Below are 14,694 nucleotides of genomic sequence, written 5' to 3'. Positions count from 1 at the left end.
ATTAAATTCAAAATCTATATGAATTTTCCCCACAAAAAAAATAGAGTAAGGTGTGAACCTTACTCCATCTCTGCAAATACCATACGATCTTTTCCGTTAATATCAAAAACAACTTCAACATGAGCATGCGGAAAGGCTTGTTGTAACAATTCCTTTACATCCTCACCTTGCCCTACTCCAATTTCAAATGCCACAATTGCTTTCTTCTGCAACACGTTCGGCAATTCTTCCATAAAACGGCGATAGAAATCTAATCCATCTTCACCGCCAACAAGTGCTCTCTTTGGTTCATGCTCTTTCACAACAGGAGAAAGACCACGCCAATCCTCTTCTGGTATATATGGAGGGTTTGAAACGACAACATCTAACTTTTGATCTATTTTATAAAATGGTGACAATAAATCACCGTGATAGAACGTTACTTCTGCACCCAAAGATTTTGCATTTTCTTTTGCAACTTCAATCGATTCTCTTGCAATATCTACCGTATACACATGAAGATTTTTATTTTCTAAAGCGAGTGTAATAGAAATTGCTCCACTACCTGTACCAATATCCGCTACATGAAGTTTCTCATTACCAAAGTGACGCTCAATTCGCTCTAGCACTCCTACTATAAGCTCTTCCGTTTCAGGCCTTGGTATTAATACCTCTTCATTCACAAAAAACGAGCGTCCATAAAACATTTCATAACCGAGCATATATTGGATTGGAATACCTTTCACGTGCTTGTGGATAAATTCTACAAAACTTTTCTCTTGTTCCGCGGTTATCTCTTCACGCATATTCATGAGCATTCCTGTTCTGTTCGTCTTTAATACATGACAAAGGACAAGTTCTCCCGCATTTTCATCTCGTCCATTTTCCTGTAAAAAAGAAGAAGCCCATTTCAGGGCTTCATAGACACGCATTACTCAGCTGCCTCCATCTTTTGCGCCTGATCTTCCATCACTAAGGCATTGATGAAATCATCTAACTTACCTTGTAGGATTTGATCTAGCTTTTGAATCGTTAAGCCGATTCGATGGTCAGTTACACGGTTTTGCGGGAAGTTATACGTACGAATACGCTCTGAACGGTCTCCCGTACCAACAGCTTGTTTACGATTTTGATCGTACTCAGCTTGCGCTTCTTGTCTGAATTTATCATAAACACGTGCACGTAATACTTTCATTGCTTTTTCTTTATTCTTAATCTGTGATTTCTCATCCTGACAAGATACAACTACACCAGTCGGTAAATGCGTTAAACGTACCGCTGACATCGTTGTATTAACGCTCTGTCCACCAGGACCACTAGAAGCAAATGTATCAACACGAACATCTTTTTCATGAATAGTAATTTCTACTTCTTCTGCCTCTGGTAATACAGCTACAGTTGCTGTAGATGTATGAATACGTCCACCAGATTCCGTTTCAGGAACACGTTGTACACGGTGAGCACCATTCTCGAATTTCAGCTTCGCGAAAGCACCTTTACCGTTAATCATAAAGATAATCTCTTTATATCCACCTAACTCTGTATAGCTCGCTTCGATAATTTCAGTTTTCCAACCTTGCACCTCAGCATAACGGCTATACATACGATATAAATCACCCGCAAATAAAGCTGCCTCATCACCACCAGCAGCACCACGAACCTCCACGATAACGTTTTTATCATCATTAGGGTCTTTTGGAACAAGTAAAATTTTCAGACGTTCTGATAATGTTTTCTCTTGTCCTTCTAATTCAGAGACTTCTTCCTTAACCATTTCACGCATATCAGCGTCTAACTTATCTTCTAACATTGCTTTTGCATCTCGTAATTGCTCACGAACATCTTTATACTCACGGTACACCTCTACCGTTTCTTGCATATCAGATTGTTCTTTTGAATACTCACGAAGCTTATTTGTATCGCTAATAACCTCTGGGTCACTTAACAATTCATTTAACTTCTCATAACGATCTTCTACAGCTTGCAAACGATCTAACACATCATTCACCTCTACATCCTAGTATCTAATACAAATAGTATATGGTACTTACTCAAAAAAACGCAAATTATATTTAAAAGCGCAAGCGGCTTGCACCACTCATTCTCTCTATTTTGAAAAAAACCCGCCCTACAAAGCGAGTTTTACTTATTTTTGTTTGCAGGAACTGCATGACAATGACGACAACGTGGTTCGTACGATTCTGAAGCTCCAACTAAAATAATCGGATCATTAAATGCCGCCGGCTCTCCATCAATTAATCGTTGTGTACGACTTGCCGGAGATCCACATGTAGAACATACTGCTTGCAGTTTTGTTACGTGTTCAGCAATCGCCATCAGCTGAGGAACTTGTCCAAATGGTAGACCACGGAAATCTTGGTCTAAACCAGCTACAATGACACGATAGCCACGATTTGCCAATACTTGCACCACTTCCACAATGTCCCCATCAAAAAATTGCACCTCATCGATTGCAATAACATCCAACTCTTCTGTAATATGTTCAAATATATCCTTTGAAGCTGAAACAGGAACTGCTTTTACCTTTAATCCGTTATGTGATACAACATCTTCTTCACTATAACGATTATCAATACATGGTTTAAATACAATTGCATGTTGTTTCGCAAATTGCGTGCGGCGCACACGGCGGATTAGCTCTTCTGATTTACCAGAAAACATACTACCGCAAATCACTTCAATCCAGCCATTTTGATTTATTAAGTACATGAAGCTCTCCTTTCATCTACTTTTTAGTTAAAAGTAGGGTAAAGGTATAATATTTTCGCAAAAAAAACAGACAAGCGAATACATACACTTGCCTGTTTTATGTTTTTATTACTTGATACCGTATTTCTTATTGAAGCGATCAACGCGTCCGTCTGCAGTAGCAAACTTCTGACGTCCAGTGTAGAATGGGTGAGAATCAGAACTGATCTCAACTTTTAGTAATGGATAAGTGTTACCATCTTCCCACTCAACAGTTTCGCTAGAGCCTTTAGTAGACCCGCTTAAGAATTTGAAGCCTGTGTTTGTGTCCATGAATACAACTTTCTTGTAATCTGGGTGAATTCCTGCTTTCATTCTTTTCATCTCCTTCCGCCCTGAATCATTTTCGAAACAGAGTTTTTCATCTTCAGCTGCATACACAACTATATTGATGAAACACATATGATGAAATTATAACAAGGCTAACTTCATTTTGCAACTACCTGTTTTTGTCTTTTTAAATTAAAAGTGGAGACGGCTCGTTCAGCTCTGACTAGCTAAGGTTCTCTCGCACAAAAGGTGCTCTTTACCTTTAGTGCGGGAGGTTCTTAGACACGAAGAGCTAGCCGTCGGAACTAGATACAATTTAAAAGCATAAGCGGCTCGTTCAGAATCCAGGACACTTCAAACTCTCGACCTTGAAGCGCCTTTTGCTTCGAGAGAGTGAAATGACCGGAGATTCTAGCCGCTGGAGCTGGATATTATCTTAAAGTGGAGGTGGCTTGCTTAGCTCTGGCTAAGGTTCTTTCGCCCTAAAGGTGCTTTTTACCTTTCGGGCGGAAGGTTCTTAGATGCGAAGAGCTAGCCGCCCGAACTGGATACAATTTAAAAGCGCAAGCGGCTCGTTCAGCTCTGACTGGCTAAGGTTCTCCCACTTACTTCTCCCTTTAACATCACCTAAAAAACATAAAAAAACTCGCTTACTACGAAATAAGCGAGTCCCAATCTTTTCCCTTTACTTAGTTGTTACATACCTTTTCGAGTCTGCAACAATGTTTTGTAAAAATTCTTCATTTGTCTTTGTTTGACGAAGTTTACGTAAGAAACCTTCAACGAAGTCTGGTGTATCACGCATTGTTTTACGAATACCCCACAACTTGTCTAAATGCTCTTTCGGAATTAATAGATCTTCTTTACGCGTACCAGAGCGACGAATATCAATCGCTGGGAAGATACGACGCTCAGCTAATGAGCGATCTAAGTGAAGTTCCATATTTCCAGTTCCTTTAAATTCCTCGTAAATTACATCGTCCATACGAGACCCTGTATCAACGAGCGCTGTTGCTAAAATCGTTAAGCTACCGCCCTCTTCAATATTACGCGCAGCCCCAAAGAAACGCTTCGGTCTATGGAAAGCCGCTGGGTCGATACCACCCGATAATGTTCTACCACTTGGCGGAATAACGAGGTTGTAAGCTCGCGCTAAACGGGTAATACTATCCATTAAAATGATAACGTCTTTTTTGTGCTCTACAAGACGCATTGCACGTTCTAACACAAGTTCAGCTACTTTAATATGATTTTCTGGTACTTCATCAAAAGTAGAACTTACAACATCGCCCTTAACAGAACGTTCAATGTCTGTTACTTCCTCTGGACGCTCATCAATTAGAAGCACAATTAATTCTGCTTCTGGATGATTTGTTGTAACACTGTGTGCAATTTCTTTTAATAGACTTGTTTTACCCGCCTTTGGAGGCGCAACAATTAAACCACGTTGTCCAAATCCAACTGGTGCGATTAAATCCATGATGCGTGTCGGTAACTTTTTCGGTTCCGTTTCCAATTTCATTTGGCGATCTGGGTATAATGGTGTTAATGCAGGGAAATGCACACGCTCTTTGGCTGACTCTGGATCATCTCCGTTTACAGCTTCAACTTGTAATAATCCAAAATAGCGTTCATTTTCTTTCGGAGGTCGTACTTTACCAGAAACCTTATCTCCATTACGTAAATCGAAACGACGAATTTGCGAAGCTGAGATATAAATATCTTCTGAGCTTGGAGAATAGTTGATAGGACGTAGGAATCCAAATCCTTCTGATTGAATAATTTCTAATACGCCTTCCATGAAAAAGAAACCTTCTTTTTCTGCTCGAGCTTTTAAAATGGCGAAGATTAATTCTTTTTTCGTTAATTTGCTATAATACGAAATCTTAAATTCTTTCGCAAGCTCGTATAACTCTTTTAATTTCATGTTTTCTAATGCTGCAATTGACAAATTCATTCAGACACCACACTTTAACGTTATTCTCTTTTCACATGGGTAAAGGGAAAAAATACGGAAGGCAAATAATTAATAATGAAAGGCAATAAGTTCAAGTAGGGTAATATTCACTATTGTAACCCTTTTATCTAGTTTTAATCAATACGTTGGGACACAAATACAATAAGCGAAGACAAGAAAATTTGTCTTCGCTTATTATTTAATCTAGTTTTAACAACTAGAATGGTCGGTAGCTTTGCTTCTTCCATTCTGAACGAGCCGCTTGCACTTTTTATTTAATAACCAAGTTCGGTTTTTTATTTAAACTATGGCGTCCGTCTACGAAACGTACTGTACCTGATTTTGCACGCATAACAAGAGATTGTGTTGTTCCAACGCTACCTTTAAATTGAACGCCTCGTAGCAATTCTCCGTCTGTTACACCTGTTGCTGCAAAGATTGCATCGTCACCCTTTACTAAGTCTTCCATACGAAGGATACGATTTATATCTTCAATACCCATTTTTTTACAACGAGCTAATTCAGCTTCATTTTGAGGAAGAAGCTTTCCGTGGATTTCTCCACCTAAACATTTTAATGCGACAGCTGCTAATACTCCTTCAGGAGCCCCACCAGAACCGAATAAAATATCTACACCTGTACGGTCAAATGCTGTATTGATTGCTCCAGCTACATCTCCATCGTTAATCAATTTAATACGAGCACCAGCTTTACGAATTTCTTCGATAATTGCTTGATGACGTGGACGGTTTAAAACTGTTGCTACAACATCTTCAATATCCTTGTTTTTTGCTTTCGCAACTGCACGTAAGTTATCAATAATAGGTGCATCAATATCAACGGCTCCAACTGCTTCTGGACCAACCGCGATTTTATCCATGTACATGTCAGGAGCATGTAACAAATTACCATGATCTGCAATTGCAATAACGGCAAGTGCATTCCATCCGCCAGCTGCTACAATGTTTGTCCCTTCTAAAGGATCAACTGCAACGTCTACGCGCGGGCCATACCCTGTACCTAATTTCTCTCCGATATACAGCATTGGCGCTTCATCCATCTCACCTTCACCAATTACAACTGTACCTTTCATCGGAATTGTATCAAATACATCACGCATAGCAGACGTTGCTGCACCGTCTGCTTCATCCTTTTTCCCGCGTCCCATCCAACGCGCTGATGATAATGCTGCAGCCTCTGTTACACGTACTAACTCCATAGATAAACTTCTTTCCACGATAATCCCTCTCCTTTAAGCCTTTATACTTCTGCCGTATTTTGTGAACTTTATTTTTCTATAAAGTGTACTTCCGCAAATAGTGATACTTCGCTCCCCACTTGCGGAAGTATCACTTATGCGTTCTTCATCTCTTCAATTTCTTGCTCTGTCATTTGTTCTCGCCAAATGTTTGCACCAAGCCCTTTAAGCTTGTCTACTATATTTTCATAACCTCGATCAATATGCTCAAGTCCGGTTACTTCTGTAATTCCATCCGCCATTAATCCTGCAATAACAAGCGAAGCCCCAGCTCGTAAGTCACTCGCCTTTACTTTTGCACCTTGTAATAAAACAGGACCAGTTACAATTGCCGAACGACCTTCTACTTTAATTTGTGCATTCATACGACGTAATTCATCAATATGTTTGAAACGAGCACCGTAAATTGTATCCGTTACAACTCCCGTCCCGTGCGCCTTTGTTAAAAGCGTCGTAAACGGCTGTTGTAAATCTGTTGCGAAACCTGGATATACAAGCGTTTTTATATCAACTACTTTTAACCTTCTATTACCGTTCACTGTAATTTGATCATCGTTCGTTTCAACTTGAACACCAGCTTCTCTTAGCTTTGCAGTAACTGACTCTAAATGCTGAGGAATAACATTATCAACTGTTACTTCTCCTCCTGATGCCGCTCCTAAAATCATATACGTACCAGCCTCAATACGATCTGGAATGATAGTATGGTGACAACCATGCAGTGAGTCCACACCATCAATTCGGATTACATCTGTACCAGCACCTTTAATGCGTGCTCCCATGCTTGTTAACAATGTAGCTACATCAATAATCTCGGGTTCTTTCGCTGCATTTTCAATAACAGTTCTACCTTTTGCTCGGACAGCTGCTAGCATAATATTAATCGTAGCCCCTACACTAACAACGTCTAAATAAATACGCGCCCCGCGCAATTCATCTGCTCTTAAATAGATAGCACCTTGTTCATTCGTAACATGTGCACCTAACGCTTCAAACCCTTTAATATGCTGATCAATCGGCCTCGGTCCTAAATGACATCCACCTGGAAGCCCAATAACAGCTTTTTTAAAACGACCAAGCATCGCACCCATTAAATAATAAGAAGCACGCAACTTTTTCACTTTTCCATTTGGTAAAGGCATCGCAACCATGTTAGAAGGATCGACTACCATCTCTTCCTCCTGCCCATATGTTACTTTCCCTCCAATTTCCTCTAGTAAGTCTCCTAACATTTTCACGTCCGAAATATTAGGAACTCCACCAATGGTTACTGGAGTATCTGCTAAAATTGTCGCTGGAATTAGTGCAACAGCGCTGTTTTTCGCACCACTCACTCGAATTGTTCCATTTAAAGCTCTTCCGCCTTCAATTAGCAATTTTTCCATATTGAGCTCCCTTCTTGTGAATGTATTTACCTTCTAAATTCTTTATAAAAAGAATTAGAAGATTCCCCTTAAGAATCTCAATCACTCTTTCCATCCCAAAACTCAATAAATAGGAAACCATTATCTCCATTTCTCCTATATTCCGAATAGATAAAGATTAACTATTCATCGAGCAAAATTTATCAATTTAGATACGTTATCACATTTATTAATAGGACTATGCACATTATTTTCTATTTCAAAAACGAAATGATAAAAATCTTTAGACTTGTTCACGCTTTCATTATACAACGAAAGGAAACCGTCTAAAAGACTAGACGGTTTCCAAAACGGAATTTTATTCTTACGCTTTACCGTTAGAACCGAATTCGCGAATTTTACCAGCAACAGTTGCTTTGATAGCTTCGCGGCCAGGTCCAATATATTTACGAGGATCGTAAACTTCTTGATCTTTGTTTAATGCTTCACGAACAGCTTTTGTAAACTCAATTTGGTTCTCAGTGTTTACGTTAATTTTTGAAGTACCTAAAGAAATAGCTTTTACGATATCAGCAGTTGGGATACCAGTACCACCGTGTAATACTAAAGGTACGCCAGTGAAGTCGCGAACTTGCTCCATTTCTGCGAATCCTAAGTTAGGCTCACCTTTGTAAGGACCGTGTACAGAACCTAAAGCTGGAGCTAGGCAGTCGATGCCAGTTGCTTCAACAAGGTGCTTACACTCTGCAGGATCAGCGTAAATTACGCCTTCAGCGATGATATCATCTTCTTGTCCGCCAACTGTTCCAAGCTCAGCTTCAACAGATACGTTACGAGCGTGTGCGTATTCTACCACTTTTTTAGTAGTTTCAACGTTTTCTTCGAATGGGTGGTGAGAAGCGTCAATCATTACAGATGTGAAACCTGCATCGATTGCTTCTTTACATTTTTCGAAGCTTGAACCATGGTCAAGGTGAATCGCTACAGGAACAGTAATGTTCATTTCTTCGATTAAAGCTTTAACCATAGCTACAACTGTTTTGAAACCAGTCATATGACGAGCTGCACCCTCAGATACACCTAGGATTACAGGAGATTTTTCTTCTTCCGCAGCAGCTAAGATAGCTTGAGTCCACTCTAAGTTGTTCATGTTGAATTGACCAACTGCGTATTTTCCTTCTAGTGCTTTGTTTAGCATTTCTTTCATAGAAACTAAAGGCATGGTGAATCCTCCTAAAAAACGTTTTTTGTATCCGATAAATTCTTATCGCTGGTAGTATGACCAGAATAAGGTAAAATATGTATATTTACATACCGGACTTTTTTCTACACTCAATAGGATAACAACTTGTACTCAAAAACTCAACTGTATTCACCTGCTCAATAGTCCATGTAAACGCTTTTTTCCATATTTTTTATAAAAAATTCATTTTTTACGCCTCTACAGCAAGCTCATTTCTCACCGCTTGACGAATTTCATCAATATCAAATGGTTTAGCAAAGTGCATTAAAGCTCCTAAATCTTTTGCCTCTTGGATCATATCAAGCTCTCCATAAGCAGTCATTAAAATTACTTTAATACTCTCATCAATTTCTTTTACATGCTTTAAAATCTCTATACCATCCATACCTGGAATTTTCATATCTAACACAACTAAATCTGGATTATCTTTTTTCACGATATCTAAAGCTTGAAATCCATTCGCTGCTTGGAACGTCTGATAACCTTCTTTTTGGAACACTTCATGTAATAACACACGAATGCCATATTGATCATCAACGATTAAAATTTTCCCTTCCATAACTCCCAACCTTTCTGTATAAATACAAGATTTAAAGCTTCTTATATCTTAACGATTTATTTTCGCTATTCTTTGGCAAATTCCTTCCTATTCTTTCTTATTTTACCGTTTCCTTTTTTGTTATGCTACCCTACGATTTCACCTTTCTAAAAAAATACACTATAATGAAAGCCGGCGAACACGTACGAAGGGAGTAACATTATGTTAAAAATTTTTTCGACTCAATTAAGTGGTTATTTCTCCAGAGTTTCTCAAAAAGAGGAAATGAATATAGAAGATAGCGCTCGTCTACTTGCTCAAGCATTAGTTGGCGATGGCTTCATTTATTTACATGGTACAAATGAAATGGATGGTGTCGTTGCTGAAGCACTATTCGGTGCTGAACCAATGCAGCAAGCGAAACGTTTATTTGAAAATGATAAAGAAGCAGAAGTAACTTCTGCAGACCGTGTACTTCTTATTAGCCGTTTTTCAACAGATGAAGAAGCGGTAAGTATTGCAAAAAAACTTCAAGAAGAAGGCCACTCTATCGTTGGAATCTCTGCTATTCAAGAAGGTATTGAATCACTGGAACAATATACAGATGTACATATTGATACAAAGCTGTTAAAAGGTCTTATTCCAGACGATGAAGGTAATCGCTACGGATTCCCAAGTTTAATGATAGCCTTATTTGCTTATCACGGATTGAAATTTACAATTGATGAAATGTTAAACGAATATTAAAAAAAGCGCCCTATTTCAGGCGCTTTTTTATTACTTGCTCTCTTTATTCGTAATAGAAGCACTTACGAAATCATGGAACAATGGTTGTGGACGGTTTGGACGAGATACAAGTTCTGGGTGGAACTGTGCTGCCACGAACCAAGGATGATCTTTTAATTCAATGATTTCAACTAGGCGACCGTCTGGGCTTGTACCAGAGAATACAAATCCTGCTTTTTCCATATCCGGACGGAATTGATTGTTGAACTCATAACGATGACGATGACGCTCATATACAACCGGCTCACTGTAAGCTCTATAAGCATTCGTTTCTTCAGAAAGCTTACATGGGTATAGACCAAGACGAAGTGTACCACCTAAGTCTTCTACATCTTTTTGCTCTGGTAATAAGTCGATGATTGCATAAGGTGTGTCAGGATTAATTTCAGAAGAGTTAGCTCCTTCTAATCCTAATACGTTACGTGCAAATTCGATTGATGCAAGTTGCATACCTAAGCAAATTCCTAAGAATGGAACTTTGTTTTCACGAGCATATTGAATTGCAACGATTTTACCTTCTACACCACGATCTCCAAAACCACCTGGCACAAGAATACCATCTGTGTCACCAACTAATTCTTTTACGTTCTCTGCTGTTACGTGCTCAGCGTTTACCCATTTCACTTCTACATCTGTGTCGAATGAATAACCCGCATGACGAAGTGCTTCTACAACAGAAATATATGCATCTTGAAGCTCTACGTATTTACCAACAAGAGCGATTTTTGTTTTCTTAGAAAGGTTACGTACTTTATCAACTAGCGCAGTCCACTCTGTCATATCTGCAGCTGGATTGTCTAATTTTAAGTGATCGCAAACGATTTGGTCCATGTTTTGCTCTTGAAGAGATAATGGAACCGCGTATAAAGTATCTGCATCGCGTGCTTCGATAACTGCTTTTGTATCGATGTCACAGAATAATGCAAGCTTGTCTTTCATATCTTGAGAAACAGGCAGTTCTGTACGAACAACGATAATATTTGGTTGAATACCTAAGCTACGAAGCTCTTTAACGCTATGTTGCGTTGGTTTTGTTTTCATTTCACCCGCTGCTTTTAAGTACGGGATTAACGTACAATGAATGTACATTACATTGTCACGACCGATGTCGCTCTTAATTTGACGGATTGCTTCTAAGAATGGTAGAGACTCGATATCACCAACAGTTCCACCGATTTCTGTAATAACAACGTCCGCATTTGTTTCGCGACCAGAACGATATACACGTTCTTTAATTTCGTTAGTAATGTGAGGAATAACTTGAACTGTTCCTCCTAGATATTCACCACGACGCTCTTTTTGAAGAACTGAAGAGTAAATTTTACCTGTTGTTACGTTGCTGTATTTGTTTAAGTTGATGTCGATAAAACGTTCATAGTGACCAAGGTCTAAGTCCGTTTCTGCACCATCATCTGTTACGAATACCTCACCGTGTTGGTATGGGCTCATAGTCCCTGGGTCTACGTTAATGTACGGATCAAACTTTTGAATCGTTACGTTTAAACCACGATTTTTTAAAAGTCTTCCAAGAGATGCTGCTGTAATACCTTTACCTAAAGACGATACTACACCGCCTGTTACAAAAATATACTTAGTCATGAAAAAGCTCCCTTCTACCTTGTTGTTATATAATCACCGTTGCAAAGCGCAACGTATGTAGATAACACTGTATCTATCTTATTGTTAGACTCTTTTTGTATTCTAAACAAAAAACAAAAAAGAAAATTGCTCCCCTCATCACAAAAAGTAACAAGTAGGGAGCAATTTTCTTTTATATTTACACTTTAAAAGTATTATCGTCCTTTTTTAAAGAGCCCAAAAATGATTCTACATGGACGATAATGAAAAGTCAAGAACTACAGTTCTTCCTCTTCTTCTTCAGTTTCATCATACTCAAGTTCTTCTTCAGCGAAGTCATCTTCATCATCTTCATCTAAATCATCAAGATCATCGTCATCTCCGTCTTCTTCTTCAAGAACCTTGTCCAAATCTTCTACTTCTTCTTCTTCCTCTACATTTCCGTCTGCATCGTCGAAGTCATCTTCGTCTTCCATGTAGTCGTCAAAACCGTCCTCTTCAACTTTACGTTTCTTCTTCGGTTTTGGCTGAGGCAGAATTTCTTCATCGATTTGCTCATATGGGTACCAGCTACGTAGTCCCCAACGATTTTCTCCTAAATTAATGAAGCGTCCATCGATGTTTAAATCTGTATAAAATTGTGCGAGTTTCGCATTAACTTGCTCTTGAGATAGTCCCAGCACTTGAGCGATTTCTTTAACCAACTCGTTGAATGTCGTTGCTTGTCTTTTATCCCCTAAAACGCTATGTACAACTTCAATCATTGAACATTCTTTTAGCTCTTCTGGTGAATATTGCTTAAAATTCACTTATGCGGCACTTCCTTTCATCAAATATAACCTTATATATAACGGTCTGCTTAAAAAAATCCATACTATTCATTATAAACAAAAGTCGCACAAATATGCTACAAAAAAAACGGGAAACTTTTATCCCGCTATTTGCGAGCAGTAAAACTCCCGCCTCAACATTCGGCTGGAGCAAAGAAGTTAGGCGGAAGCCCCGCTACCTGTAAACGCCTGATTTGTGAAGGCTACTAATCGGCTTTGGATGAACATCCTCACTTTATATGGTAATAAAATTATAATTTGTCCATTCCTTACTTCGGAAGCATATGCGCCCCTTGCAACACATACCTAATTTGCATTTCTGTATATTCTTCGAGCGTATACAGTTTTTGCAGCGCCCAACGTCTAAATCCCCACATCTGTCCTTGTATGAAAATGTTATGCGCAAGAAGCTGTATTTCTTTTTTATTTAATATAAATGTTCCATTTTCTGTACATTGTTCTAAAATATTCTCAAACATTCCTACCATTTGAAACTCTTTCTCTAGTACGTATGGGAGTGATTCTTTCGGTAAAAACCGTACTTCTTGATACATGATTAATACTTCTTCTTGCAATTCGTCCATCACTTTAAAGTAATTTGTTATCGCTATTTTTAAACTGTCTATACTTCCCTTCTCCGTGCATACTACTTCCTCTAATCGTTCTTTTACATGTTCATAAATACTATCACAAACTAAATATAACACGTCATCTTTCGTACGAATGTATTCATATAGTGTTCCGATACTAAATCCAGCCGCTTTTGCAATCTCTCTCGTTGTTGTACGCGGGAATCCTTTTTGCTTAAACAGTTGCACCGCACCTTTAATCATTTGTTCACGCCTTAACGCAACTAATTTTTCATCTTTTACTGACGCATGCACATTATGTTTAACCATCCCCTTCACCTCTCTCTATTATTTTTTGGAAGGAAAAAGCGTAGGAAAATACCTACGCCTTTGCCCCTACTTCGTTAACATACGAGAAATTACGAGCCTTTGAATTTCTTGTGTTCCTTCATAAATCTGTGTAATCTTTGCATCTCGCATATAACGCTCTACTGGATAATCTTTCGTATAACCGTAACCACCAAATACTTGCACAGCTTCAGTCGTCACCTTCATCGCTGTATCACCTGCAAATACTTTTGACATCGCTGATTCTTTCCCATACGGAAGCCCTTCCGATTCAAGCCACGCAGCTTGATATGTTAAAAGGCGCGCAGCCTCTACATCCGTTGCCATATCCGCAAGTTTAAAGCCAATCCCTTGCTGCGCCGCAATCGGCTTTCCAAATTGATGGCGCTCTCTTGCATATTCTACAGAAGCATCTAAAGCCCCTTGTGCAATACCAACTGCTTGTGCAGCAATACCGTTACGACCGCCATCTAACGTTTGCATTGCAATCTTAAATCCTTGCCCTTCTTCTCCTAGTAGATTTTCTACAGGAATACGGCAATCTTCAAACATAATTTCAGTCGTTGGCGAAGAGCGAATCCCTAGTTTACTTTCCTTCTTCCCAACCGAAAATCCTAGCGTGTCGCTTTCCACAATAAATGCGCTCGTGCCGCGCTGCTTCGATTCAGGATCTGTTAACGCAAAAACAACATAAATGTCAGCAATACCGCCATTTGTAATGAAAATTTTCGATCCATTTAATATGTAATGGTCTCCATCTCTTTTGGCGATTGTCTTCATTCCACCAGCATCTGATCCAGAACTCGGTTCCGTTAAACCGTATGCACCAATTTTCTTCCCTTCAGCCATCGGTCGCAAAAACTTTTGCTTTTGCTCCTCCGTTCCGAATTTAAAAATCGGCCACCCAGCAAGTGAAGTATGCGCGGACAGCGTTACACCTGTAGAAGCACAAACGCGTGATAATTCTTCAATCGCAATTACGTACGCTAAGTAATCGCTTCCAATTCCACCATACTCTTCAGGCCATGGAATACCTGTCAAACCAAGCTCCGCCATATGATCAAATAGCTCGCGGTCAAATCTCTCTTCCTCATCACGCTCAGCTGCCGTTGGTCCTACTTCGTTCTTAGCAAAATCCCGAACCATTTTTCTTATCATTTCATGTTCTTCTGATAATTTAAAATGCATTTCCGTCTCCCCCTCTT

Annotated in this window: 14 protein-coding genes; 1 reads left to right on the top strand and 13 read right to left on the bottom strand. The window is 39.2% G+C overall.

Annotated features, from left to right (window positions below; genetic code table 11):
• Positions 1–59: 59 nt before the first annotated feature.
• From prmC to spo0F, 9 genes are all read right to left on the bottom strand, one after another.
• Positions 60–911: a peptide chain release factor N(5)-glutamine methyltransferase gene (gene prmC, locus A6J74_RS17840; protein ID WP_001267074.1), complete on the bottom strand. Its 852-nt coding sequence runs from the start codon at positions 909–911 to the stop codon at positions 60–62.
• The gene (gene prfA / locus A6J74_RS17835) at positions 911–1,978 is read right to left on the bottom strand and encodes a peptide chain release factor 1 (RefSeq protein ID WP_000887062.1); all 1,068 of its coding nucleotides are present in this window, start codon (positions 1,976–1,978) and stop codon (positions 911–913) included. Before prfA ends, prmC begins: the two co-directional genes overlap by 1 nt.
• Before the next feature lie 143 nt (positions 1,979–2,121).
• Complete coding sequence (locus tag A6J74_RS17830) at positions 2,122–2,709, bottom strand: thymidine kinase (RefSeq protein ID WP_000280856.1); 588 nt, start codon at positions 2,707–2,709, stop codon at positions 2,122–2,124.
• 108 nt (positions 2,710–2,817) lie between these two features.
• Positions 2,818–3,063 carry a type B 50S ribosomal protein L31 gene (locus A6J74_RS17825; RefSeq protein ID WP_000643435.1) on the bottom strand — a complete coding sequence of 82 codons (246 nt, stop codon included), beginning with the start codon at positions 3,061–3,063 and terminating at the stop codon, positions 2,818–2,820.
• A 640-nt stretch (positions 3,064–3,703) separates the two neighbouring features.
• Entirely contained in the window at positions 3,704–4,975 is a 1,272-nt protein-coding gene (rho, locus tag A6J74_RS17820) for a transcription termination factor Rho (protein WP_001053898.1), read from the bottom strand.
• A 271-nt stretch (positions 4,976–5,246) separates the two neighbouring features.
• On the bottom strand, positions 5,247–6,212 hold the full coding sequence (glpX, locus tag A6J74_RS17815; RefSeq protein WP_000442336.1) for a class II fructose-bisphosphatase: 966 nt from the start codon (positions 6,210–6,212) through the stop codon (positions 5,247–5,249).
• Between the two features lie 116 nt (positions 6,213–6,328).
• Complete coding sequence (murA, locus tag A6J74_RS17810) at positions 6,329–7,618, bottom strand: UDP-N-acetylglucosamine 1-carboxyvinyltransferase (protein WP_000413255.1); 1,290 nt, start codon at positions 7,616–7,618, stop codon at positions 6,329–6,331.
• 343 nt (positions 7,619–7,961) lie between these two features.
• Entirely contained in the window at positions 7,962–8,819 is an 858-nt protein-coding gene (locus A6J74_RS17800) for a class II fructose-bisphosphate aldolase (protein ID WP_001131849.1), read from the bottom strand.
• Positions 8,820–9,030: 211 nt separating this feature from the next.
• Positions 9,031–9,399 (bottom strand): sporulation initiation phosphotransferase Spo0F, encoded by a 369-nt coding sequence (gene spo0F, locus A6J74_RS17795; RefSeq protein WP_000398594.1) that lies wholly within the window; start codon positions 9,397–9,399, stop codon positions 9,031–9,033.
• 201 nt (positions 9,400–9,600) lie between these two features.
• On the opposite strand from spo0F, the gene A6J74_RS17790 reads away from it, so the two are divergent.
• Positions 9,601–10,125: a DUF2529 domain-containing protein gene (locus A6J74_RS17790; RefSeq protein ID WP_000912396.1), complete on the top strand. Its 525-nt coding sequence runs from the start codon at positions 9,601–9,603 to the stop codon at positions 10,123–10,125.
• 30 nt (positions 10,126–10,155) lie between these two features.
• On the opposite strand, the gene pyrG is transcribed toward A6J74_RS17790, so the two are convergent.
• The 4 genes from pyrG to acdA all read right to left on the bottom strand — a co-directional run bounded on the left by pyrG (position 10,156) and on the right by acdA (position 14,677).
• Positions 10,156–11,763 carry a CTP synthase gene (gene pyrG, locus A6J74_RS17785; RefSeq protein WP_000170441.1) on the bottom strand — a complete coding sequence of 536 codons (1,608 nt, stop codon included), beginning with the start codon at positions 11,761–11,763 and terminating at the stop codon, positions 10,156–10,158.
• A gap of 257 nt (positions 11,764–12,020) precedes the next feature.
• Positions 12,021–12,551 carry a DNA-directed RNA polymerase subunit delta gene (gene rpoE, locus A6J74_RS17780; protein WP_001009769.1) on the bottom strand — a complete coding sequence of 177 codons (531 nt, stop codon included), beginning with the start codon at positions 12,549–12,551 and terminating at the stop codon, positions 12,021–12,023.
• 290 nt (positions 12,552–12,841) lie between these two features.
• The gene (locus A6J74_RS17775; protein WP_000238592.1) at positions 12,842–13,471 is read right to left on the bottom strand and encodes a TetR/AcrR family transcriptional regulator; all 630 of its coding nucleotides are present in this window, start codon (positions 13,469–13,471) and stop codon (positions 12,842–12,844) included.
• Positions 13,472–13,537: 66 nt separating this feature from the next.
• Positions 13,538–14,677 carry an acyl-CoA dehydrogenase AcdA gene (acdA, locus tag A6J74_RS17770; RefSeq protein WP_000545556.1) on the bottom strand — a complete coding sequence of 380 codons (1,140 nt, stop codon included), beginning with the start codon at positions 14,675–14,677 and terminating at the stop codon, positions 13,538–13,540.
• Between the last annotated feature and the right edge of the window lie 17 nt (positions 14,678–14,694).

Source organism: Bacillus sp. FDAARGOS_235, from assembly GCF_002073415.2.
GTDB lineage: Bacteria > Bacillota > Bacilli > Bacillales > Bacillaceae_G > Bacillus_A > Bacillus_A toyonensis.
This window is presented reverse-complemented; position numbering and strand designations above follow the sequence as displayed.

Excerpts from the sequence above, each read along its gene's own strand:
- prmC (WP_001267074.1), bottom strand. The coding sequence starts at position 911 with ATGCGTGTCTATGAAGCCCTGAAATGGGCTTCTTCTTTTTTACAGGAA.
- A6J74_RS17830 (WP_000280856.1), bottom strand. The coding sequence starts at position 2,709 with ATGTACTTAATAAATCAAAATGGCTGGATTGAAGTGATTTGCGGTAGT.
- A6J74_RS17825 (WP_000643435.1), bottom strand. The coding sequence starts at position 3,063 with ATGAAAGCAGGAATTCACCCAGATTACAAGAAAGTTGTATTCATGGAC.
- rho (WP_001053898.1), bottom strand. The coding sequence starts at position 4,975 with ATGAATTTGTCAATTGCAGCATTAGAAAACATGAAATTAAAAGAGTTA.
- murA (WP_000413255.1), bottom strand. The coding sequence starts at position 7,618 with ATGGAAAAATTGCTAATTGAAGGCGGAAGAGCTTTAAATGGAACAATT.
- A6J74_RS17800 (WP_001131849.1), bottom strand. The coding sequence starts at position 8,819 with ATGCCTTTAGTTTCTATGAAAGAAATGCTAAACAAAGCACTAGAAGGA.
- spo0F (WP_000398594.1), bottom strand. The coding sequence starts at position 9,399 with ATGGAAGGGAAAATTTTAATCGTTGATGATCAATATGGCATTCGTGTG.
- A6J74_RS17790 (WP_000912396.1), top strand. The coding sequence starts at position 9,601 with ATGTTAAAAATTTTTTCGACTCAATTAAGTGGTTATTTCTCCAGAGTT.
- pyrG (WP_000170441.1), bottom strand. The coding sequence starts at position 11,763 with ATGACTAAGTATATTTTTGTAACAGGCGGTGTAGTATCGTCTTTAGGT.
- A6J74_RS17775 (WP_000238592.1), bottom strand. The coding sequence starts at position 13,471 with ATGGTTAAACATAATGTGCATGCGTCAGTAAAAGATGAAAAATTAGTT.
- acdA (WP_000545556.1), bottom strand. The coding sequence starts at position 14,677 with ATGCATTTTAAATTATCAGAAGAACATGAAATGATAAGAAAAATGGTT.